We start from the raw sequence: 24,452 nt of genomic DNA, 5'->3' as shown, positions 1-24,452 counted from the left end.
GAGATCTCCCACCTGCTATCCTTATTTTCTATTCATTATTTCACCATCAAACCAAATTGGCTTTGATAACTCAAAGTCTTTATGATCCTCTAAAACTATAGTAAGACGTTCTAACGTATCATCTAACATATGCGGCGCTGCTCGTAAACACCAAACAACTGAAGAGAAAACCGTCATGCCAACGTACACCGCATATAATTTCCAAAACTCCTCTGGTATTCTACCATTAAAGTATCCTTCTATTTGTCCGATTGAATACGGGATATTAATGTCCCTTGCAAATAGTGCAATTTTTACGAAATCATGAAGTGGGTCGCCCCAATCATAACCATTAAAATCAATAACACCTACATATTTCCCATCCCGCACAATTATATTTTCTAAATGAAAATCATCGTGTTGAAATCGATTTGGGCGATTTTGTACATACATTTCATTTTCATCTATAAACTTAATAATTTTATCATCATTTTTTATTTTTATTCCACATGTTTTATATGCCTCTAAATATTTTCTATGTTTTTTCATTGCTCTTTCATACCATGGGAGTATATCCTTAGGAGCTTCATGTGTATGCATTGTTGCTAAGTCTTTTCCTGCTTCTATACCAATATTATATTGTTCTCTTGGCGTATATGTTGGTAACAGATTCTTCGCATCTTCCCCTTCTAAATATGAAAAAACACTATAGCATAAACCTACTTCTTCCAACATACCGAGTTCAATCGGTCTTTGTGCTTGTACGTTTCGTTTTTGCATTTCTTTTAAAATTTGAAACTCTATTTTCTTTCTTTCATACTCTTTTATATTGCCTGCCCGTAATAAATATTTTTCATCATCAGTAGTCGTAATAATATATTTTTTATCAGGAGAGAAACCTTTAGAGATTTCTTCAATGTTTGCGGCATTTTTTACTATTTGTATACTGTTTTTCCACGTTGTAATTATCTTCATGTCTATTCTCCTTACATTTCTGTATTCGGTGTATACGCAACCTCTACAATAAAGCCATTCGGGTCATAAAAGTCTATTGTATAACCATCCGAATAATGATTCATTTCAATAGGACTACGTATAACCTTCACCTTATTACCCGCAAGAAACTTTGCAACCCAAAATTCAATATGATGAATACCTGCTCGAAGTTTATTTATATTAAGAATGTGCTGCCTGTACTACTTGCACAATTTCCCCTGGCGTATTAACCATGTAATCTGGCGCGTCTCCTTTTACCGTCTCAATTACGTCATGCCCCCACGAAACCCAAATGACATTCACACCAGCTTTTTTACAAGCTGCAATATCACGTTGTTCATCACCGACATACAACATATCTTGTTCTGTTAGCTTTTTCGACTTTAAAAATCTTTTTATCATTTTATCTTTACCAAACAAATTTTTAGAACAATACACTTCTTGAATATTTTCTATTCTATTATTACGTAAAAATGCCCTAATATGCTCTTCTGAGTTCGAAGATATAACCGCAATCCCGTAGCCTTTTTTATGTAATTCATCTAAAACATCCTTCATCCCATGGAATAAAACGAGATCTTTTATAGCAGGTTGATATAATTTATAAAACTCTAACGCTAATATCGGTAATTTATACAGTGGTACATCGAGTTGTTTACATCTTTCAGCAATAGTCAGTTTTCGTAAAGGCTCGATTTCTTCCTCACTAACTGTCTTATATCCATGCTTTTCAGCAAGTTGATTATAAATTGGTACAAATATATTTTGTGAATCTACTAACGTGCCATCAAAGTCAAAAACAATGTATTTTTGCATTCCCAGACTCCCTTTGTTTTTTTCCTAAACCTATGTTATTCAACAGCATAAATGTCTTACCCTTTCATACACATAAAAAAAGAACAAGATTTTCTCTTGTTCTTCATTAAGACAACCATTTCGGCGGTACATTCGTATTCCAATAAATATTTCCTAACTCATGGTGTCCTGAGTATCCATCATCAAAACGATGATAGTGGAAATTAAAATAATATCCATCTTGCGGTGGATGATCTCTCCTTACATGAAATCGCAGTAAGTCATTTCCTGATTTCGTGTCATAAACATGAAAAATCTTTTCATTATTTCCGCCAGCTGGTCTTTGAGAAATCGCTAATGATTGTAACGATTCTTCTGGTACATCATTTGCAAGTTCCGCAATTGCCTCTTCAATTTTAGGTAATACAACATCTTTAAATTCATCTTCAATTACAGGCCCAATTTTAGAGCCAAATTTTTGCATAGATTGCTTCTCTGCTTCTTGCATCGCATAGTTAACAAAAGTATCGGTGGTTAACCTATCATTCGTTTCTTCATATGTATAGGACGTACTCTCCAAATTTTGTTGCCCAGCTGTGCTCGTAGGCTTGTCCGCAGCTTTGGCATTATCAAGTAATATGGAAGGAGGCGTCACTAAACCAAACGTAAATACGGTAATTAATGCGACTAAGGTTTTTCTAAACCAATTTGGCATTTATGTTCCCTCCCCTTTCACTCATTATATTTTATTTAACGGTTGTTTCTTCTATTATACAAAATGATTGTAATTTTTGCACTTTACAAATTTGTTAACGTTCACATATTTTTCACTTGAATATGAAATTGTAAGATTTCATACACTAGAAATACAACAACAATGAGGAGGCGATTAAATGACTTTAGATGTCATATATTCCGCCGCAAGCATACTCGTTTTAGTATATTTTATTTATCAGTGTGTTACAGACTAGAAAAAGAGCCATTTCCGGCTCTTTTTCTATGGTAAAAATACAATCCAACCAATGAATACTATAAAAATAACTCCAATAATTACTGCTGGCAATAAATAAAACTGTGAGAGGATGACTGTTCCGTACATAAATACGACTGGAAGGAGCAAATAACGATCCGCCTTCCACCTTAATAATAGTAATTCTCCTTCATCACAATATAAATGTAGAAACATTTTCTTCGTAAATTCATTCCAATAATCACGCGCATAGCGAGAAATAGCAACTATAGCAAATACAAGAATAATAGCTGTTATCCACTGCGGAGTCACGATAATACTTACAGTACTTATACATACAATTTGAACATAAAACATTAAAGCACTACTTGTACGCAAAAATTCTTTTAAAAAAGCTTCTACAATACGCGAATCAGATTTTTTTCCTAATATCTTTTTAGAACGAGGGAACATCCACGGTTTTTTATTCGAACTACTCGGCTTCGCAGCATGGCCACCAACTTGCATAATCCCTACCGTCCAACGCATACTTTCTTCTTTTTCTTTCTCAACTTCTTTAAAAAAGAAATTTTTATAATTCACCTTTTCTTTTACCAAGACTATAGTAAATAAAGCTGCTAGACCGATAAATAATATGGAATACAATGGATTTTTATAAATAAAAAATACACTGATTCCAAAAAAAATCAAACTAAAAGAAAATATAACATCTTTTATAATCAATAAAACCCATCGTTTCCCCACACGTACATTTATGAATCTCGTCAACAACGATAGCATAAATCGAAAAACAGTAAAGAAAATCCAGAACAGTACGATTTGTATAATTGTCGCTCCCATACTTTTCATCAATATAGGCAGCATAATGAATACTACAATTGCGTTCGTTATTGCAATCCGAATTAACGTATATATCATGCCAATCTTCATTAACCTTCGCATATGATTTGGGTACGAAATTAAAAATAAGCTATCTGCTTGTTCAAAGAATGAGCGAACTCCTCTTGAAAATGTAACAAAGTAAAATGCAAGTAAACCTAATCCGAAATAAACGGTCTCTTCCATTGATAGTTCTTTTACCCATAATGAACGATAATACATTCCAATAAATATAAGTGCGGGAATAATAATATATAATGCTACTGTCCAATCTGTTACAGAACGAATCGCTTTCCATTTTCTTTGCAATTCATGACGTAACCTTTTATTAAACTGTTGTTTAATCATTTTGTTCCCGCCTTACAATTGCATCGAAACAATCTAACAGTGTACTTCCTGGCATTTCTGCTAACGATTGGATCGCCCCTAAATGTCCATCTGCTACTAACGTACCTTGCGAAATGAGTAAAAATCTTTCACAAATTCTTTCAGCTGTATCCAGTACGTGCGTACAAAGTAAAATTCCGGCTCCTCGCTCTTTTTCTTTATATAAGTAATTCAAAAATTCTTTCGTAGCTACTGGATCTAAACCGATAAAAGGCTCATCAATAATATAAAAATCTGGCTCTGTTAAAAATGCTAATATAAGCATCGACTTTTGTTTCATACCTTTTGAAAACTTTGATATGTATTCGTGTATATGTTTTTCCATTCGAAACGTATGTAATAATTCCCTTGCTTTGCCCTCCCAATTTCCCTCTTCATTTCCACGGGCAGCCATTAACAATTCAATATGCTCCCATAAAGTTAAATAATCATAATAAGTGGGATGCTCCGGTACATATGCATATGGATTTTTCTTTTCACCAAATGAGATTTCACCATCCGTATTGACAAGCAAACCGAGTATCGATTTAATTGTCGTACTCTTTCCTGCGCCATTTGCACCAATAAGAGCAACTAACTCGCCTTTTTCAATTGCAAAGGCAATATCATGAACTGTCTTTTCACCAATTTCATATCCGGCTGAGCGGATATTCACCTCTAGCATAATACTTACCTTCTTTCCATTTACATTACAATCAAGGAAAAAAATAACATACCCCTCTTAATTTAGTATTATATCACTTCTGATATATTTGTTTCGGTAGCAGGAAAAAACATATTTTAACAGAATATTTAATGTTTGAAGTTTTAAATTGAAAGGACTGTAACTATGAAAAACATTGAAGCTATTTTCATTGATCGTGACGGAACAATTGGCGGTGATACTACAATACATTATCCAGGTTCTTTCACATTATTTTCTTTTACAAAGGCATCTTTACAAAAGTTAAAAGCTCAAAATATTAAACTATTCTCTTTTACGAATCAACCAGGTATCGCGGATGGAAAAGCAACTGCGAATGATTTTGTTCAAGAATTAAAAGAGTTTGGTTTTGATGATATTTACCTTTGTCCTCATAAACATGGTGGCGGATGTGAATGCCGCAAACCGAGCACAGGTATGCTCCTGCAAGCAGCAGCAAAACATGAGCTTAATTTAACAAAATGCGCTGTAATCGGTGATCGCTGGACTGATATTGTTGCTGGTGCAAAAGTAAATGCAACAACAATATTAGTTCGAACTGGTGCTGGATATGATGCTTTACATACGTTCCGAGACAAATGGGCACCTATTGAACCGAATTACATTGCAGAAAACTTTGAAGACGCTACAAATTGGATTTTAAATCATCAATAAAAAAATTAAATGAGACGTCTTCACTTTGAAAACGTCTCATTTAACTATATATATTTCAAAAAGTTAATTCATAATGGAAATAACGATTATCTCTCAAGTATCCATTTTCAGCGTATAATCGCTGAGCTGATAAATTATCAATCTCTGTTTGTAATTTTACACCTTTTGCGCCATTTTCTAAGGCGAATTCTTTAGCAGCTTCTAATAATTTTTTACCTGTTCCGGCTCCGCGCTTTGCCTCTTGTACAAACAGATCATTTAAAATCCATAATTCTTTCATCGAAATGGAAGAAAATGAAGGATATAGTTGCGTGAATCCAATATATTCACCGTCTTCAACTGCGACGAAAATAATGGATTCTTTTCTCTCGATTCGATTTCGTAAAAACACTTTTGCTCCTTCAATATCAGAATCTTGTCGATAAAATACTCGATAGTTATTAAAAACAGATGCTAGTCCATCTAAATCTGCAATTGTTGCTTCATATATTCTCATTTTACTCCATTCCCCTTCCAATACTGTTTCATAATATCTGTTGCCCATTTAGGCTGCTTTATTTCTTCCCTCGGTATAAATTCTTTCATAACAGGCTTAATATCCAATATAGGTGTACCATCGATTGCGTCTAATCCTTCAACAACAATTGTTTTTCCATCTCTTCTTATCACATTAACAATTGTCGCTCCTATTCGGTTCGGACGATTTTTTCCACGCTGTGCAAAAATCCCTACTTTCGGATACTTACTATTATTTCTAGGGTGTCTAGCAGAATACTGAATTTGTTCATCTGTTACTTTATGAAAATAGAAAATAACTTCAATATGAGAAAACTCTTCGATCCCCTGTATACTTTCCTCTGTAAACGACTCGCTTAAAGTAATAAGTGATCTTACTTCTCCCCACTCATCATCCGCAATTTCCATTCTTTCATTATGTACAAATGCGATTGGTCGAACTGAAAACATCCGCATTCCCCCTTAAATGTAACCACTTACATTATAAGATATTTTCTGAATGTTTTCCACACATACGATTGTTGTTTACATAATAAAATTATATATTATTTTTACTTCTTCATTTATCATTTTGTAATACTCAGTAGATGACTCCCAGCTCATTCCCCCAATAAGACCTATTAATTTCATATATTCACCTTTAAGATAATATTGTTTTAGTCAACACTAATACTGTAATTTATACATAATGAATATCGTTTTATAGCAATGAAAACATTTTCTTTATCAAATTAAACCCTCTACATGATTTAAAGTTATTTTTCATTTCCACGGAAATAATTAAAGAACATTCAGAAAATAACTTTTGTAGTAGACTCATATTTATAATCAAAGCATTTTCGATAGAGCTCTTTTATTTCATCACAAGATGGAACTCGCGGATTGTTACTTGGACTCCCACTTTCGATAGCATCTTTCGCCATTTTAGAAATAGCATTTTCAAATTCTACTTCATCAATTCCGTATTCTCTTAAATTAGGAATACGAAGATCAAAACAAAGTTTCTTAATTTCAGCAATCGTGTAGTTCGCTACTTCTTCATTAGAATGAGAATACAAATCTTTGTTTAAGCTACGTCCTACTTCCGCTAACCTTTTTATTGCACTCATTTTTGTAAACTCTAAAACTGCAGGTAATAGTATTGCATTCGATATTCCATGTGGCACATGAAATAATGCCCCCACTGGACGAGACATACCATGCACTAATGTAACAGATGCATTTGAAAAAGCAATCCCAGCTTGTAATGAAGCAATCATCATTGCTTCCCTTGCTTCCATATTATCTCCATCTTCATATGCGATACGTAAATATTTCATAATGCTTTCAATAGCTGAAAGAGCAAGAACATCTGTAAGAGGTTGTGAAACTTTAGAAATATAAGCTTCAATTGCATGGCATAATGCATCTACTCCCGTTGCTGCAGTAATATGAGGTGGTACCGAACTTGTAAAAATCGGGTCTATTATCGCAACATGAGGGATAAAGCTTGGATGTTTTATCATCATTTTCACATCTGTTTTTTTATTCGTAATTACTGCTACACTTGTTACTTCCGATCCAGTACCAGAAGTCGTTGGGATTGCGATTAGCGGTAGTGGATTGTATTCTATTTCTATATCCTTTTGGACGTAATCTTCAATTTCTCCACCATTTGTATATAACACTGCTACTGCTTTCGCAACATCAATACAACTTCCTCCGCCAATACCTATGATAAAATCGCATTTTCCTTCTTTACAAATAGATAACGCTTCTAATACGTGTAAATTTGTAGGCTCAGTATTTACTTCATTGTACGTAATAACAGTAATCCCTTTCGCATTTAAGTGATCCACACATCTTTCAACATAACCCAACTTCTCCATAATTGTATCACTTACAATAAAAGCCCTTTTCCCTAACTTTCTTGATTGATCCCCTAGTTTTTCAAACGAATTTCTCCCATATAATACAGACTTCGGCATACGAAACTCAGCAACTTCTTGCAAGTACTCCACCCCTTCTATCTATAATAAATATTTGCAACTACTCAGCCATGCATTTCATTCAGAAGTTTGATAAAGTGTATTATTCCAGTTAAAATAAGCCCCCTTATTAACTATAGAAAGTTGTTTTCATTTTTCAGCATATAGATTGCTGCCATGAAGATAAAAATGGACCTACACCTTGCTACCTTTCTTTGTTTTAAAACTTTGCGCGTGGCAGGAAAGGCCCTGACCGCTCCTATACATAGCCAGGTCCTCTCTCGACCAACTTAAAAAACTTTTCTGCCGATTTTTCATAGAGTGACTGCGTAGTTACAATAAATATTTTATTATGTAAAATATCAATCTGATAAATATTTTCTTTTCGTATATTAACTAGTATTAATAGATTCCTGTTAAAGTATAGAACGCGATGACTGCAAATACAGCGACCGTTTTCAAAACTGTAATAGCAAATATATCTTTATATGACTGTTTATGTGTTAATCCTGTTACCGTTAGAATAGTAATAATTGCACCATTATGTGGTAATGTATCCATTCCGCCTGATGCCATTGATACAATGCGGTGCATAACTTCTAATGGAATATCATATTGATTGGCCGCTGCAATAAATTTATCTCCCATCGCACTTAAAACAATCCCCATTCCTCCTGATGCTGATCCAGTAATACCAGCCAAAATATTCGTTGTTACTGCCCCATTTACTAATGGATTCGTGAAAGTTGCAGAGATGCTATCTCTCATAATTGCAAAACCTGGAAGTGCTGCAATTACACCACCAAATCCAAATTCAGCTCCTGTATTCATTGTTGCAAGTAGCGCTCCACCAATACTTGTATTCAATCCAGCTTGAAATCCAGTTACTACTCGTTTCCAATATAATAAAAGCGTTGATAAAATCCCTATAATAAGTGCCAATTCTACAGACCAAATTCCAACTACCGCACTTAATTCTACTTTTCCAAATGCTTTCATACCAATAGCTGAGAAATCAAAACCATTTGGATACCACTTTGGTATCATGATTGTGAAAACTTTATTCATTACACCTACTAAAATAAGTGGTACAAACGCAATTACTTGCTGTACTCTTGTGATTTCAATACTGCTTAGTATCGGTATATCTTTTTGTTCTAATTGTAAAGATGCTGCCATTTCAGACTTTCCATCGTTAAAACCAAAATACCCTTCTCCTGCTGCTTTTGCCTTCTTACGCCTACTCTCTAAATAAAGTAAACCTAACGTTAAAACAAAAATTGCGCCTAAAATACCAAGTATCGGTGCTGCATAAATATCAGTTTTAAAAAAACTTGTAGGTATTACATTTTGAATTTGTGGTGATCCAGGAAGCGCATCCATTGTAAATGTTGCTGCTCCAAGAACGATTGTGCCAGGGATTAAACGCTTTGGGATATCCGCTTGTCGAAACAACTTAGCCGCAAACGGAAATATAGCGAATACCACTACATACACACTAACACCGCTATACGTTAAAATAGCTCCCATTAAAACAATCGCTAAAATTGTACGTTTTTCTCCAACTAACTCTACAATCGTCTTTGCGATGGAATCAGCGATTCCTGACATTTCTACTACTTTCCCAAATATTGCTCCAAGTAAAAACACAGGGAAATATAATTTAATAAACCCTACCATTTTCTCCATAAAAATATTTGAAAAGAAAGGTAATACAAAACTAGGCTCTGTCAAAAATACCGCAAATAATGCAAAAATCGGTGCGAATAATATTACAGAAAATCCTTTATATGCTACAAACATGAGTAAACTAAGTGCTAATAAAATAATAACTAGCTCCAATTATAACCCTCCTTTTAAACTGAAAATTCAATCTTTTGACAACGAACTTTCACTAGTATTTCGAAACCTTTTATTTCATGACATTCCTCCTCTTTTTATCCCGCTATTTGCGGGCAGTATGACTCCCACCTTAAAATTCGGCGAATGCGCGGAAGCTAGGCGAGAGATCAACTGCCCGTAAAAGCCCGATTGGTGAGGGCTGATAATCAGTGGAGGATGGACAAAACCTCCACTGATTAAAGTTTCACTTTATTACAAATTTTTCATGCTAAAATTGTCTAATTATAGTATTCGATTACATATGTAAAATCCCTTTAAACAAAAACGATTTCATCGTCATATGTTATAAAGGGATTTCTAGGTTCTATTTCTATAGTTTTATCGTACTATTCTCTATACAAAAGCTTTGTAACTCTTCGACATCTTTCACTATATGACTCGCCCCAGCATCACTCAATTCATTCTCATTACCATATCCATACAATACACCTATTGAAGCAATTCCGTTACTGTTCGCACCGATTACATCATGCTTTCTATCACCAATCATCACAATTTCTTCTTTTTGAAGTTCTTCATTTGTTTGTAAAATATGAGCAATTATTTCTTCCTTTTTTATTCTTGTCCCATCTAAATTACTCCCAACAATCTCTTCAAAAAAAGATGTTAACTGAAAGTGCTCTATTACTTGTCTCGCAAATACAGTAGGCTTTGAAGTTGCTACAAACAAACGATTGCCAGCATCCTTTAATTCTTGCAATAGGGTTGGAATTCCATCGTATACTTTATTCTCTAATAAACCACTTTGCTTTAAATATTCCCGAAAATAAAACACTGCTCGTTCTACTTCTATTTCATTCATATTATATCTATCTACAAAAGATTGTTGTATTGGTGGGCCGATAAATGAATCTAATTCACTTATATTTACTTCTTCGATCCCGATTTTTTCTAACGCGTATAGAACAGAATTTATAATCCCTTCTTTCGGATCAGTTAATGTTCCATCTAAATCAAATAGAAATGTTGTATACATATTTCATTCCCCCACTGATTTTATATGTACCCCATTAAGGCCATTCTCCTACTTACACCTTTACTATACTATCACCATTCAACTTTTCAGAAAATTACTTTTTCTACCCCTTATACTTTCAGTTACAAAATCACAAAAGATATGATAAAGTGAAAAAGTTATAATTAATTTAATAGAAACTGGTGAAACACATGTCAATTACGTTAATTTTTATAATGGCTTTCACAATTGTTATCCACGCAGTTGAAACTAGCTCTTATAGTATTCGATTAGCTGGTGTACGTTTAAAAAAGATTGTCGTTGCCTTATCCATCGTAGGAATGGTACTACTTATTTCAAGAACATCTAACTTACTACAAGCTTTTTTAATTGGTGGTATTGTCGATGAAGCAAAGCTAGATTCTTCTATTGATTTAGAGCATATTATACGGCTCGTTCTATTATCTGCTTCTGTCGGTACATTGCTCGCGATTATACTCTATCCAACTTTGACAAAGCTATTTGGATACGTAATTCAAAACTTTGAAACAGATGGTTCATTCATTCGAATGATGAAGACGAATAACATTCAAAAATTAAAGTACACAAAAAAATATGTACGCTTCCCAAAATTCGAAATGATTCATCGAATGAGGATCGGTGGTATCCCAAAGCGTATTATGCTTATCAACATGTTTGCTACTGCAATTTATACAGCGGGTGTCCTTTCAGCCCTTTACGCTTCCTTTTTAAACCCAGATTACGCAACAAATGCAAGTACAGCTTCTGGCCTTGTTAATGGTTTTGCTACCATTTTATTAACAGTGCTACTCGATCCACGCATTGCTCTTTTAACAGAACGAGCTTTACAATCAGAAAAGGGTGCTGAAGCAATGAGTAAAATGTATGGCTGGCTAATGATTTCTAGACTTCTCGGCACCTTATTAGCACAACTTTTATTTGTACCAGGTGCTTACTGGATTTTATGGATTATTGAGCTTATGCATTAATTCACTCTCTAAAAAAGTAGGTGTACTATCAAATGACTATTAAAACCGAACAAGATATTATCCACTTGATACAAAATGATCCGTGGATGATGAATGTATTACAAATTGCAAGATCACTAGAGCTACCTGATTGGTGGATTTGCGCTGGGTTTGTTCGTTCTAAAATTTGGGATACTTTACATAACTACGAAGTACGGACAGCTACACCAGATGTTGATGTCATCTATTTTGATCAATTACATAAAGATGAGACATACGAACAATCGTTAGAAACGAAACTAATGAATATGGATACTACTATCCCTTGGTCAGTAAAGAATCAAGCTCGTATGCATGTGGTGAATAACATGCCACCATATTCTTCTGCTGTTGATGCTATTTCTAAATTTCCTGAAACAGCAACCGCACTTGGTGTTACATTAGACGAGAAGAATAATGTCATATTAACATCCCCGTGCGGAATTGAAGATGTACTTTCATTACAAGTGCAGCCTACAGCCCATTTTCGTGAAACGAAAGAAGGAATACATATGTACAAAAATAGGGTTAATCAAAAGAATTGGCAAAGCAAATGGCCTAACATTACAATCACTTATCCAGAAATTTAAAAAAGGTGCTTCTCATTATTAGAAGCACCCTTTCTTTTTTTATTTCAAAAAATGAATGACTGTTTCAGCAAATCGATCTGCTTCTTCATAATGTGGTGTATGACCACTTTCTTCAAATATGATATACTTTCCATTTAGAGAATCTCGATTGAATATTTCAATTTGCTTTTCACACGTTACTACATCATGTTTTCCTACAATTAATAACATTGGGTTCTGTACATCTTTTATTTTTGATAATAATGACGTATGACATAATCCCTCTGATTTTAATCTATCAAAATGGGTTTTTGAACGATTGGAAAATTGTTCCCACTCTTCGTCACTATATAAACTATCGTCTGTCTCATCTTCCTTATAATTGTAAATCTCCATTCTCTTCTCTTCTAATTCAGAGCTTAATCTTATATAAGCTTCTAGCAATTTTTCTGAACTAGCATTACTAGATGAATAAGCTAGGCACTCTTCTGCTGCTTCTTCTTTTCCATACTTTATTAATAAATCTCCTGTCTTTTGTAACAAAGCTCTACTTGTTAATGCAAAATCGAAAGTCGGACCTTCAAATATTATTTTCTCTATTGAATTTGGATACATCGCTACATATAACAATGCTAAATACCCACCGAAAGAATGTCCTATTACAGACCATTTATCAATTTGTAATACTTTTCTTAGTTCTTCACAATCTTGAATTAAATCACCTAGTCCAAAAGGTTCTTCCTCAGTAATTACTTCCGAACGACAAACTCCTCGTTGGTCTAACATAATTACATACAATGATTCTTTTAATCGTTCCGCTTGATGAAATGAAAAATCATAACAGCTCTCTCCTGGTCCACCGTGCAAATATAATACTGGTTTATTCTTAGGACTTCCATGTGTTTCAACATATAGCTTTTTCCCTCTAATGTTTATGTATTTCCCAACTTCAATCAAATTCGTTTTTATTATCATCACCTTCTTTTTTTACTGAATATTATAACATTTTACCTTAAATAATCCCTATTACATTTAAAAAGACGATAATTATTGCAAGTGGAGCTATAAATCGAAGTAAAAATACCCAGGTAGTAAATACTTTCTTTCCGTAATTTCCACCTATAAAAAATTCAGCTTCTAACACTTTCTTTTCCATTTTGAATGATACGAAAATACTAATAAATAATGCTCCGAGTGGCATTAATATATTACTAGATAAGAAGTCTATCGCATCAAAAATATTCTTCCCAAAAATCGTAATATCACTCCATACTCCAAATGATAACGCAGATGGTATACCTACTAGGAAAATGCAGAAACCGATGATCCATGATAGTTTATTTCTTCTTTCTTGCTCGCCATTTGCTAATGCTGAAACGACCGTCTCTAGTAGTGAAAATGCCGATGTTAATGTCGCAAATGTAAATAACGCAAGAAATACTGTTAAGAATAGTCCACCGAATGGAATTTGACTAAATACAGATGGCAATACGATAAATAGTAATCCAGGTCCTTCTGTTGGCTCCATTCCTAATGAAAATACTGCTGGAAATATAGCAAGTCCCGCAAATAAAGAAACGAATAAATTCAATCCAACAATCGTAACTGCTGATTTTGGTAAACTTTCTTTTTTATTTAAATACGAGCTATACGTAACCATAATCGAAATTCCTATACTAATCGCAAAGAATGATTGCCCCATTGCGAACAAAATACTTTCTGAAGTAATTTTTGAGAAATCCGGCTGTAAGAAAAACTTCACACCTTGCATCGCATCATCAAGTGTTAATGAACGAATAATAAGAGCGACAAATAATACGAACAACGCTGGTAACATATATTTACTTGCTTTTTCAATCCCATTTTGTACACCTTTTGATACAACCCATATCGTAATGAACATAAATGCAAAATGACCGATAATGGCCCAAGTCGGATTTCCAATTGTCTCTGTGAATAATGCACTATAATTTTGTCCTGGAGTAATAAGCTGTCCTGTCACTCCTCTGAATAAATAAATTAATACCCATCCACCTACAACACTATAAAATGATAGTAATATAAAACAAGTTCCAACGCCAAGACGGCCAATCCAGTGCCATCCTGTATTTGGTGCGATACTTTTAAATGCTCCAACTGCTTGTTTCTGTGTACTGCGTCCAATCATAAATTCAGCAATAAGTAGTGGTAGTCCAATTAATACAGTAAATAATATAAAGATTAAAAAGAATGCTCCTCCCCCGCTCTTTCCAGCGATATAAGGAAACTTCCATATTGCGCCAAGTCCAATTGCTGATCCTGCTGCTGCCATTATAAAACCTAATTTCGAAGTCCATTGCTCCGTCTGTTTCATCTTATTTTCCTCCTATTTAAATCTTTTTATATAAATAAATAAATTTTATATACCTATCCGAATAAACCCTCCATTTCTTTTTCTATAAAATAAAAAATGGCCTAGCATCTCTTTATATAAAGAGACGCTAAGCCATTTACTTAACGCGGTACCACCCTTATTGATTCCATTATGAATCCACCTTAGTAGTAATCGTTTGATTACAAACCTAATATCGAAGGTTAACCGTTAAGATTTACTAAGAATGTGATTCCGTTCCACCTTACTGCTCCTAGGCGAGTTCAGGATGTCATTTGACTATGTCACACCAACCCATAGCTCTCTGTACAAATACATGACCTTACTACTCCTATTCAACACATTTTAATATTTAGAATATATTTTCTTTTGAAATTAATATGAAGTATATCGGTTATATTTATAACTGTCAAGGTATATATTAATTATTTTGTCGAAAAGGATTTTTATAGACTTATATAGAAAATATTTACAAATGAAATATAAAGAACATTAAAAAAGAATCTTCGCGATAATCGCGAAGATTCTTTTTTACGGTATAAGACGAGTACAATCTCTCGGAAAAGCACTCGCTTCCCTCACGTTGGATAATTCTAAAAGTCGATACACAACCCTTTCTAATCCTATCCCAAATCCGCCATGTGGTGGACAACCGTATCGGAATGTATCTAAATAAGATTGAAATTTCTCTGGATGTAATCCTTTTTCTTTAAAAGAAGCAAGTAACATGTCATAGTTATGAATTCGCTGTGCACCTGATGTAATTTCTAACCCTTTATATAATAAATCGAATGAATCAGTAATAGTTGGATTTTCTTTATTCGGTATCGTATACATCGGTCGCGCTTCTTTCGGATAATGTGTAATGAATACAAATTCACTATTATACGTTTCTTTCACATATTTCCCTAGTAATTTTTCACCTTCTGTATCTAAATCCCCTATGGGAGATTCTTTTCGATACTTACTTTTCAAAACTTCTTGTGCTTCTGATAATGTGATTTTAGGAATTTCCGCAATAACAGGTACTGTTACTTGTAATAGTTGTAGTTCTCTTTCACATTTTTCTCCTACTTGTTGAAACATATATCGTAAAACATCTGTTTCTAATTGCATCACTTCATGAAAATCATGAATAAATCCAAGTTCTACGTCTAACGATATATATTCATTCAAATGACGGGAGGAGTTGTGATGTTCCGCTCTGTATACAGGTGCAATTTCAAAAACACGCTCGAGCCCTCCTGCTACCATCATTTGTTTATAAAATTGTGGTGATTGAGCTAAATACGCTTCTTTTTGGAAATATGGAATCTTAAAAACATTTGCTCCTCCTTCTGCCCCTTGCGAGACAATTTTCGGAGTAAATACACGTGTGAAATCGTTCTCTATTAGAAATTCACTAAAGCTTTGAACGAGTGTAGATTTCACTTTAAAAATCGCAGCGATTCGCTCATGTCTTAATGATAATACCCGCTCATTCAACAGTTGATCTAAGCCAACCTGTAACTTCTTTTTATTTATTTCAAATGGAAGTTGTTCTGCACCATTTAATACTTTCACTTCATGAGCAAGTACTTCAACCCCTAATTCTGTTTTCGTTGTCGTTACTATTTCACCAATTACTTGGACGACACTTTCAACATCAACTTTATACCCAGCTAACTCGTTTTCTAATACACATTGAATAACTCCCGTTCGGTCCCTTAATAATAAAAAACTAACATTCCCTAGATGACGAATCTTTTTTACCCACCCTTGTAGTAATACAACCTTTCCGCTATGCTCCGTACATTCTCGTGTGAGTGAACGCTTCATTATTTGATCCATTATATTTCCCTCCATTAATTTTATTTTTATTTACGTTATTGTTATTGTTGTCGTCGTCATCATCCACGGTCACTCACCTCCTTTCAAAGAATACAAAAATCCGCCCCTATAAATAGGGACGGATTTTTCCGCGGTACCACCCAAATTGTCATAATGACCATCTTAGCCCTGATAACGGTAGGTACCGTTTGCTTTTACTAATTATCACGTTCAAAGCAACACTCACAGGTGTCTTTCCATCATGCGGTATCGCAATCTTTCCAGCAACCGATTGCTCTCTGTAGACCCTTGCATCATGTACTTTTCCTAATCATCACTTTTTATATTTACAGAGTATTCTATCTCTTTGTTTTATAAAACGCAAGCCTTTTTAGGAAAATATTGCGATTTCTCACTAAACAGACCCCTTCTAAAGGTATGTAATATGAACATTGAACTCTATACAATTATCATTTGACAGCTTAGAAATATTTTATCCTTCTCAAATTCTTTCAATCGCACTCGTTTTTCCATTTTATTACATAAATTACACGTTTCCCACGCATATTATTATTAAAGTTTTATCGGAGGTGTACATATGAAAAAAGCAATTAGTTTCTTTCTCCTTTTGTTTTGCCTTATTGTTGTAAATGAAACATATGCCTATTCACCAAAGTCTTTACCAATCTCTCAAAACTCTGATCAATGGCAAGTAAATATTGATGAAGTGAAAAAAACGAGTGAAAAATTGTTACAACCAAAAAAAGGTGTATTTCAAACATATCATTTCTCTGTAAAAAATCTTGGAAAAAGTGAAGTGTATAATGTACAAGTTGAAGTTTTTCGGAATGAACCACATACGAAAACAAAATATGAACTCTTTTCCCTAAAAGAAAGTCGCCTATCGGGCGGAAAAACTGGATTTGAACACGCTAATTTTCCAGTTTCTACAAAAGCGGATAAGATTGACGTGATCATTACGTGGCAAGAACATCCTTTCCTCTCCATGAGAAACGGTCAAAAATTTGAATCTAGAAAATTTAAAGAGCATTTTGTTTTTAAAGAAGCAGTAAAGTAAATTTATCGGTATATGTACATTATTACCGATACCAATAAATTTTCCAGTACCAGTTCTTAAGCAAATTAAAAACGTCGTGGCTTATAAATGCCACGACGTTTTTAATTAATTCGTACTAATCCCTCTCGCTGCCCAAATGCGATCAATTTCAGCCGCGTGTTGTCCGCCGTATAAAAGAGCATCTGCTTGTTTAATCGCCTTCGCTCCATCACGGAATTTAGCATTTGGCGTTAATGACCAATGTGATTGTAAAATAATTTTTGTTGCTACATCACGGCCAAAGGCCTGTGCCATTTCGTATTGACCTTGAGCCCAAATTTCTCCATCATTATGCACTTCATTCGTTATATCTTTCGGGTATACTTTATTCGTATCTAATCGGCGTAAGCACGTCGGATCTGAACTAGAATAAGCGGTCGCATCCCATTCTCCAATACATGCTTTACCGTAACCTGTTGTCGATACTGCATCTTCATAAGTAGCACCTAAGAAGTCTCCAAACCCTTCTCCCATCGCTCCACCTTCTGGTGAACTTCCGAAGCCTGGTACTTGATTATCTTGAATAGAATGTCCATATTCATGCGCGATAATGCCCGCATCTTCTGCATCATCTACTCCGCCAGTACCGAAAGTTAAGGCTTTCGTTGATGGTGAATAAAATGAGTTATCATCAGTTGTACCATTTACATTCACTTTAATAGAACGATTATTAATATTGTTAATGCCCAATCCTTGAATGTAACGCTGCAATGTATCGATATGATAATACGACATAACATCTTCAAAGCTATCATTTGCACGTGTATAGTTAAATTGTAAGTTTGTAGATTTCGTCTTCGCTTTTGAAGAAATTGTAACATACTCACCAATTAAAAATCCTGTACCATCTAAACCTTTTAACGTAACAGTTTTCAGTTGATTCGTTAGTGCTGTTGAATCTGCATCATTACTATCTTTTAATCCTGTTTTACTACCACTAGATACGACAGGATTAGGTAAAAATACTTTTCCTGTTCCTTCTGCTTTTCGGTTTATATCAACCTTTTTAATTAACTTTCCATTTTCTGCATCAATGAATGTTTCCCATGCACCGAATGGATTATTAGAATGGACTACCACTTTATATACTGGAAGAGCGACACCTTCTTCAACAATATATCCGAATTCTTTTTCTGTAGGAGCCCATAGATTTTGCTCACTTTCTCCTCCAACATACGCCATCGATTTTTGTTCTGCATCTTTTTCACTAATTTTTTTCGTAACTTCCTTCACACCTGTAACAGGCTGATAATCAGAAACTGCAAGTAATCCTTTTCCCTCACCGTTAAGAGTAACTGTAATTTGTTTTGAAAATACAGGAGCACCATTAACTACTTGTTGGAACCTAACATATGAAGCTACTGATGTTTCTGTTGTAGAAATATATTGTAAGTCTGAAAGGTCCGCCTTCAATCCATATTCCGTAGCATGTCCCTTTAAATATTCAATTGCTTTTTTCTGTGGTGAATAAGCTTCTAACTTTACTTGCTGTTGTTTTTCCAGTGCCGAAACAGTAGAAATTGTCCCCATTACTAATGGCACAGTCATTGCCATTGCCACCATTTTTTTGTTTAACATAGAACCACTCCCCCTAATAAATTGAAACCTTTACCCCATTCCTATAAGGCTATTACTGTCCACAAGTAACGAAATAAAGTGAATCTACGAGTATTTCTATACGAGCAATTCTATTACCTTTCCATTTAGGGTGAGTGAAATTTTCTCAATATTTATGTATAAAATGAGAAAAATACTTTAGAAATATATTTCTTTTACCAATTTCCTTCACCTTATATTATTTTAAATAATGTATTGAAAAATAGGATATTTTTTACCTAACGGTAGGTTGAAAAAGTTACTGATGAATGCTACACTATATGTAACCTATTTTATTAGGAGGACTTATCATGAGCAAAAGTGAAGAAACACTCTCTTCCATAGTTGGAGCAAGTTATCGACTATTTGCCAGACACGGCATTGCCAAAACGACCTATTCAATGATTGCTGAGGAAGTTGGTATCGCCAAGCCATCTATTTATTATTACTTTAAATCTAAAGATGCATTAATCGAAAGTATTTTTAATGAATTATGCGAAGCGATGCAGTTCTCCTCATTCTTCCATACAGAAGAGTTTACGAAAGAGAATTTCATTGAGAAATGTATTGAAATTGGATTTAAAATGATAGACGAACAACAGAAAGATCCTTATTTTAATCGTGTATTACAAGAATATGTATTACTATCTTCAAGAAACGATATGTACAAAGATCGATTACTAACTGTACAAACAGAATATTTAAACGGATTTGAATCACTGCTCACAAAAGCAAATGAACTTCAACTCATTCAAAATAAAAATCTAGTTTCAAAAGCTCATATGTTAGCATTAGTACTTGATAATATCGGAAACTTCATGATGTTTGATGTAAATATGAATTATAAACAAATATGGATTGAAGCTGTCCACAGCATATTCGAAAGAAGTGATTCATATGAAAACTAAAAAACGAATTATCGGCTTAGATTTTGCTAGAGCGTGGGCGATGTTTGGAATGTTACTAGTTAATTTCATGGTGATAACAGGGGCGGAAGGAAATGGGCCTCCTCTGTTAAAAACCTTTATGTCACTTTTTGAAGGTAGAGCTTCTGCCTTGTTTGTTATACTTGCTGGGATTGGCATAACTTTAATGACTAAATCATCTGTTGCTAGCCAAGAGAAAATAAAAATCAATACCAGCCGAATATTGATTTGGAAACGATCACTATTCTTATTTATTTTAGGATTATTATTGTATGTAATGGAATGGACGGGTGATATTTTACACTACTACGGCGTTTACCTTTTCATCGCTGCATTACTAATTACTGTACGAAGAACTATACTAATATGGCTTTCTATCATTATTTTACTTGCTGCACAATATCTCCAACTTACTTTCAACGCCTTCGAAGGATGGGGAGGCACAATCCCATTTATAAACTATATAGACTTTTGGACCTTAAAAGGATTTCTTCGCAACTTACTTTTTAATGGCTATCACCCTATTTTTCCGTGGTTTTCTTTCTTCTTAATCGGTATGATAATTGGCAGGTTAGATCTTCATAATAGACAAATTAGGCATAGATTGCTCTTGCTCGGTTTAACAGTAACGTTAATTATAGAGCTATTATCCAAAGCGTTAACTCACCTTTTCATCCCATACATTGGTGAGGAAGCATCTACATTTTTATTTAATACAGGACCGATTTTACCAAATATATTATACGTCGCATCCGCTACAGGATCTGCTATTGCTATATTAATAATCTGCCTCCATCTTACTGAAAAATATGAAAAGAATTGGTTTATTACATCCATTGTACAAACCGGTCAATTAACATTAACTCATTATGTAAGTCATGTATTTATCGGTATTGGGCTATTGATTCTATTAAATAGGATCGAACATCAAACACTATTATTCGTTTTACTATTTGCTACTGGATTTTTCATTTTCAGTGTATTATTTAGCGTTTTATGGAGAAAGAAATTTTCTAGAGGCCCTATCGAATGGATTATGAGGAAATTGGCCGGATAAAGTGAAACTTTAATCAGTGGGGGTTTTGTCCATCCCCACTGATTATTAGCCCTCACCAATCGGGCTTTTACGAGCAGTCCGACTCCCACAAATAGCGGGATAATTTTCTAGCATGAAAAAAGGAAGTTGGAATCATTCCAACTTCCTTTTTTCTTTAATTAGCCGCGTTTAATTTAATTCGGAGTTTTGTCTCCCCTAAAGAAAGTTCGTCGTCTTCATTCGTTAAGTGACCAAATGTAAATTGCTTGACGAGTAAGTTTTCTTCCAATAGATCTTTATGATTCGTTAACGTTTGCTGTAGTTCTTCTTCTGTATCAAGAATTACATCCACTCGTAAATTAACCGGTAAATTCAACTGCTTACGATATTCTTGAACTGCACGAATAAATTCACGTGCTACTCCTTCTTGTAACAATTCCTCAGTTACATTCGTATCTAACATGACCGTATATTGTCCGTTAGTCGTATTTGAGAATCCTGATTTCGCAACTTTCTCTACTAATACATCTTCAGCCGTGACAATTACTTCTTCCCCTGCTGTTGCCTCATATACTGCTTTTTCTGTTGATACAAAATTTTGTACTTCTTCTTGTGATAATTGTTTTAACCACCCGTTTACTGCATTCACATTTTTACCAAACTTCGGTCCCGCTGTTTTAAAATTCAGCTTTAATTGATATGATGTGTATTTCGATTCATCGAGTTCAACATGGAATGCTTTCACATTTAGCTCATCCATTACGATATCACGATAAGATTCCCAATCCATATCACTTTCGTTATGCTCAAGTAATACAAGCTCTGCTAACGGCTGTTTTACTTTTAATGAATGTTGATTACGATTACTTCTTCCAAGTTCAACAACTTGTAAAACAGCATCCATTTCCGCTTCTAACTCAGGCTGGATAAGTGATTCGTTTACAACCGGATAATCTGCTAAATGAACGCTGCTTCCTTCTAAATTCAGATGAATATCCTCAGCTACAAACGGTGTAAATGGTGCGATTAATTTACTAATTGTTACAAGCACTTCATGAAGTGTTTCATACGCAGCTGCTTTTTCAGGATTCATACCAGATTCCCAAAAACGATTGCGTGAACGTCTTACATACCAGTTACTCACTTCATCTACAAGAGCAGCAATTTCACGAGCTGCATTTGTGAATTGATAATCATCAAGTGCCGTTCTTACCTTTTTCGTTGTGCTATGCAATCTTGATAATACCCATTCATCTAATTTCGTCCGCTTTACATCATACGTTTCTTTCGGATTATACTCATCTAAATTTGCATATAAAACGTAGAAACTATACACATTGACTAATGTATCTACAAATTTCGATTTTGCTTCCAGTACTGTTCTTTCAGAAAAACGTTTCGCATTCCACGGAGCACTGTCCACGAGTAGAGCCCACCTTAGAGCGTCGGCACCAAACTTCTCTACTAAATCAACAGGATCTAGTGCGTTACCTTTACTTTTAGACATTTTCTGTCCTTCTTCATCTAGAACATGCCCAAGTGATAATACTCGTTTATATGGTACTTTCCCTGTATATAGTGCCGATACCGCTAATAAACTATAAAACCAGCCGCGTGTTTGATCAATTCCCTCCGCAATTACATCTGCTGGAAACTGTTCTTCAAATAACTCTTTATTTTCAAACGGGTAATGATATTGCGCAAAAGGCATGGAACCACTATCAAACCAAACATCAATTACTTCTGGTGTACGATGCATTGTACTTCCGCATTTTTCACAGCACACTTGTACTTCATCTACATATGGCTTATGCAATTCTAAATCTTCAGGCGTTTCTTTTGTACTATGCTTTCTTAATTCAGCAATACTTTTTGGTGCGAATTGATGATCACAGCTTTCACATTCCCATACGTTTAACGGTGTTCCCCAATATCTATTTCGGCTAATATTCCAGTCCACCATATTTTCTAAAAACTTACCAAAGCGTCCATGTTTCATATGATCTGGATACCACGTGACAGTATCATTATTTTGTAAAAATGTTTCTTTAATCTCAGTTGTTCGGATTAACCAACTTTCTCCTGCATAATAAAGTAATGGTGAATCACAGCGCCAACAATGTGGATAGCTATGCTCATATTTTTCTTTATGATATAGTAAACCTTCCTTCGCTAAATAACGAACGATATCAACGTCACATTCTTTTACAAACTTACCTTCAAGAAATGGTACCGCTTCTGTATACTCACCTTTTTCATCTACAACATGTAAGAACGATAACCCTTCACTTTGAACGACTTTATAATCGTCCTCCCCATATGCTGGAGCGATATGAACGAGTCCTGTACCACTATCCGCAGTAACAAAATCTGCCGCAATAACACGGTATCCATTTGTAACTTCCTTCATCGGAAACGGTGCTGTGTACGATGTATTTAATAATTCTTCACCTTTATGAACAGATAGTACTTCATAGTTTTCTTTTAGTACTTCTTGTACACGTTCTTTCGCAACAATGTACACATACCCTTCTTGTTTCACTTTAACGTATTCCATATTCGGATGTACGGCAAGTGCAACATTCGCTGGGAGTGTCCACGGTGTTGTCGTCCATCCAAGGAAATATTCATTTTCACTATCTTTCACTTTAAACTTAACTGTCGCGCTTAAATCTTTCACTGTTTTATATCCTTGTGCAACTTCATGTGAACTAAGAGATGTTTGACAGCTTGGACAATACGGTGAAACTCTATGCCCTTTATATAACAAACCTTTTTCATGAATCGTCCCTAAAATATTCCATACACTTTCGATATATGGATTCTCTAAAGTAACGTACGGATCATCCATATCTACCCAATATCCAATACTCTCCGTAAATTCACGCCACTGCTTCTCATATGTGAATACACTTTCTTTACACTTTTGAATAAATGGTTCAATGCCGTACTCTTCGATTTCATGTTTACCTGAAATACCAAGTTGTTTTTCAACGCCTAATTCTACAGGTAATCCATGTGTATCCCATCCGGCTTTTCTTAAAACTTTATATCCAGCCATCGTTTTATATCTCGCTACTAAATCTTTAATCGCCCGTCCAAGTGCATGGCCGACGTGTGGTAATCCGTTCGCAGTTGGTGGCCCTTCATAAAACACAAAAGATTGTGCGCCTTCTCGATTCTGAATTGATTGCTCGAAAATACTTTGTTCGTTCCACTGCTTACGAATACGTGTTTCTCTCCCTACAGCTGACTCTTTGACATCTACTTTTTTCATGTACAATCACTCCTTTGAAT

At 34.6% G+C, this 24,452-nt stretch carries 21 protein-coding genes, 2 pseudogenes and 2 other annotated features; of the genes and pseudogenes, 6 read left to right on the top strand and 17 right to left on the bottom strand.

From position 1 onward, the window contains the following. Nucleotides 1-21 precede the first annotated feature (21 nt). The 6 genes and pseudogenes from MHI07_RS10405 to MHI07_RS10380 form a co-directional block, all read right to left on the bottom strand. Nucleotides 22-954: an aminoglycoside phosphotransferase family protein gene (locus tag MHI07_RS10405; protein WP_340823548.1), complete on the bottom strand. Its 933-nt coding sequence runs from the start codon at nt 952-954 to the stop codon at nt 22-24. An 11-nt stretch (nt 955-965) separates the two neighbouring features. After that, nucleotides 966-1,112 (bottom strand): annotated as a pseudogene (locus MHI07_RS10400) (VOC family protein); the annotation flags it as partial. A gap of 43 nt (nt 1,113-1,155) precedes the next feature. Beyond that, nucleotides 1,156-1,791, bottom strand: a complete 636-nt coding sequence (locus MHI07_RS10395) for an HAD family hydrolase (RefSeq protein ID WP_340823546.1) — start codon at nt 1,789-1,791, stop codon at nt 1,156-1,158. 106 nt (nt 1,792-1,897) lie between these two features. Beyond that, nucleotides 1,898-2,485: a YpjP family protein gene (locus MHI07_RS10390; protein WP_002031682.1), complete on the bottom strand. Its 588-nt coding sequence runs from the start codon at nt 2,483-2,485 to the stop codon at nt 1,898-1,900. Between the two features lie 282 nt (nt 2,486-2,767). Beyond that, on the bottom strand, nt 2,768-3,967 hold the full coding sequence (locus MHI07_RS10385) for an ABC transporter permease (RefSeq protein ID WP_016100423.1): 1,200 nt from the start codon (nt 3,965-3,967) through the stop codon (nt 2,768-2,770). Next, nucleotides 3,960-4,670 carry an ABC transporter ATP-binding protein gene (locus MHI07_RS10380; protein ID WP_340823542.1) on the bottom strand — a complete coding sequence of 237 codons (711 nt, stop codon included), beginning with the start codon at nt 4,668-4,670 and terminating at the stop codon, nt 3,960-3,962. Before MHI07_RS10380 ends, MHI07_RS10385 begins: the two co-directional genes overlap by 8 nt. 165 nt (nt 4,671-4,835) lie before the next feature. Between MHI07_RS10380 and MHI07_RS10375 the strand changes: the two genes are divergently transcribed. Beyond that, nucleotides 4,836-5,363 (top strand): HAD-IIIA family hydrolase, encoded by a 528-nt coding sequence (locus MHI07_RS10375; RefSeq protein WP_340823539.1) that lies wholly within the window; start codon nt 4,836-4,838, stop codon nt 5,361-5,363. A 55-nt stretch (nt 5,364-5,418) separates the two neighbouring features. Here MHI07_RS10375 and MHI07_RS10370 read toward each other — a convergent pair whose 3' ends face one another. From MHI07_RS10370 to MHI07_RS10345, 6 genes and pseudogenes are all read right to left on the bottom strand, one after another. Continuing rightward, on the bottom strand, nt 5,419-5,859 hold the full coding sequence (locus tag MHI07_RS10370) for a GNAT family N-acetyltransferase (protein WP_033710381.1): 441 nt from the start codon (nt 5,857-5,859) through the stop codon (nt 5,419-5,421). Continuing rightward, entirely contained in the window at nt 5,856-6,329 is a 474-nt protein-coding gene (locus MHI07_RS10365; protein WP_016104727.1) for an SAM-dependent methyltransferase, read from the bottom strand. Before MHI07_RS10365 ends, MHI07_RS10370 begins: the two co-directional genes overlap by 4 nt. Before the next feature lie 99 nt (nt 6,330-6,428). Further along, nucleotides 6,429-6,509 (bottom strand): annotated as a pseudogene (locus MHI07_RS10360) (aspartate racemase); the annotation flags it as partial. 161 nt (nt 6,510-6,670) lie between these two features. After that, nucleotides 6,671-7,870, bottom strand: a complete 1,200-nt coding sequence (locus MHI07_RS10355; RefSeq protein ID WP_002202165.1) for an iron-containing alcohol dehydrogenase — start codon at nt 7,868-7,870, stop codon at nt 6,671-6,673. Nucleotides 7,871-8,248: 378 nt separating this feature from the next. Continuing rightward, nucleotides 8,249-9,688, bottom strand: coding sequence for a GntP family permease (locus tag MHI07_RS10350; protein WP_340823535.1), 1,440 nt, complete (start codon nt 9,686-9,688; stop codon nt 8,249-8,251). Between the two features lie 370 nt (nt 9,689-10,058). Further along, nucleotides 10,059-10,724, bottom strand: a complete 666-nt coding sequence (locus MHI07_RS10345; RefSeq protein WP_340823533.1) for an HAD family hydrolase — start codon at nt 10,722-10,724, stop codon at nt 10,059-10,061. Between the two features lie 191 nt (nt 10,725-10,915). Here MHI07_RS10345 and MHI07_RS10340 point away from each other — a divergent pair, with 191 nt between their 5' ends. Together MHI07_RS10340 and MHI07_RS10335 are read left to right on the top strand one after the other, a co-directional pair. Continuing rightward, the gene (locus tag MHI07_RS10340) at nt 10,916-11,713 is read left to right on the top strand and encodes a lipid II flippase family protein (RefSeq protein ID WP_078173709.1); all 798 of its coding nucleotides are present in this window, start codon (nt 10,916-10,918) and stop codon (nt 11,711-11,713) included. A gap of 32 nt (nt 11,714-11,745) precedes the next feature. Beyond that, on the top strand, nt 11,746-12,321 hold the full coding sequence (locus MHI07_RS10335) for a nucleotidyltransferase family protein (RefSeq protein WP_340823530.1): 576 nt from the start codon (nt 11,746-11,748) through the stop codon (nt 12,319-12,321). Between the two features lie 39 nt (nt 12,322-12,360). Here MHI07_RS10335 and MHI07_RS10330 read toward each other — a convergent pair whose 3' ends face one another. The 3 genes from MHI07_RS10330 to aspS form a co-directional block, all read right to left on the bottom strand. Continuing rightward, nucleotides 12,361-13,275 (bottom strand): alpha/beta fold hydrolase, encoded by a 915-nt coding sequence (locus MHI07_RS10330; RefSeq protein ID WP_340823527.1) that lies wholly within the window; start codon nt 13,273-13,275, stop codon nt 12,361-12,363. A gap of 37 nt (nt 13,276-13,312) precedes the next feature. After that, nucleotides 13,313-14,653, bottom strand: coding sequence for a sodium-dependent transporter (locus tag MHI07_RS10325; RefSeq protein ID WP_016104721.1), 1,341 nt, complete (start codon nt 14,651-14,653; stop codon nt 13,313-13,315). A gap of 117 nt (nt 14,654-14,770) precedes the next feature. Then, nucleotides 14,771-15,019: a binding site (T-box leader), on the bottom strand. A gap of 183 nt (nt 15,020-15,202) precedes the next feature. Next, nucleotides 15,203-16,501: an aspartate--tRNA(Asn) ligase gene (gene aspS / locus MHI07_RS10320; RefSeq protein ID WP_340823523.1), complete on the bottom strand. Its 1,299-nt coding sequence runs from the start codon at nt 16,499-16,501 to the stop codon at nt 15,203-15,205. A 111-nt stretch (nt 16,502-16,612) separates the two neighbouring features. Next, nucleotides 16,613-16,824 (bottom strand) — a binding site (T-box leader). A gap of 254 nt (nt 16,825-17,078) precedes the next feature. On the opposite strand from aspS, the gene MHI07_RS10315 reads away from it, so the two are divergent. Continuing rightward, on the top strand, nt 17,079-17,558 hold the full coding sequence (locus MHI07_RS10315; protein WP_340823521.1) for a hypothetical protein: 480 nt from the start codon (nt 17,079-17,081) through the stop codon (nt 17,556-17,558). A 105-nt stretch (nt 17,559-17,663) separates the two neighbouring features. Here MHI07_RS10315 and MHI07_RS10310 read toward each other — a convergent pair whose 3' ends face one another. Beyond that, nucleotides 17,664-19,175 (bottom strand): M36 family metallopeptidase, encoded by a 1,512-nt coding sequence (locus MHI07_RS10310; RefSeq protein ID WP_002200669.1) that lies wholly within the window; start codon nt 19,173-19,175, stop codon nt 17,664-17,666. Nucleotides 19,176-19,504: 329 nt separating this feature from the next. On the opposite strand from MHI07_RS10310, the gene MHI07_RS10305 reads away from it, so the two are divergent. After that, nucleotides 19,505-20,101, top strand: coding sequence for a TetR/AcrR family transcriptional regulator (locus MHI07_RS10305; protein WP_340823517.1), 597 nt, complete (start codon nt 19,505-19,507; stop codon nt 20,099-20,101). Further along, the gene (locus tag MHI07_RS10300; RefSeq protein WP_340823515.1) at nt 20,091-21,176 is read left to right on the top strand and encodes a DUF418 domain-containing protein; all 1,086 of its coding nucleotides are present in this window, start codon (nt 20,091-20,093) and stop codon (nt 21,174-21,176) included. Before MHI07_RS10305 ends, MHI07_RS10300 begins: the two co-directional genes overlap by 11 nt. 154 nt (nt 21,177-21,330) lie before the next feature. Here MHI07_RS10300 and ileS read toward each other — a convergent pair whose 3' ends face one another. Continuing rightward, nucleotides 21,331-24,432 carry an isoleucine--tRNA ligase gene (gene ileS / locus MHI07_RS10295; RefSeq protein WP_340823513.1) on the bottom strand — a complete coding sequence of 1,034 codons (3,102 nt, stop codon included), beginning with the start codon at nt 24,430-24,432 and terminating at the stop codon, nt 21,331-21,333. Between the last annotated feature and the right edge of the window lie 20 nt (nt 24,433-24,452).

Origin of the sequence: Bacillus sp. FSL H8-0545, from assembly GCF_038006105.1 — a bacterium.
GTDB lineage: Bacteria > Bacillota > Bacilli > Bacillales > Bacillaceae_G > Bacillus_A > Bacillus_A cereus_U.
Note: the sequence above shows the minus strand (reverse complement) of the source record. Positions and strands in the feature narration are given on the sequence as shown.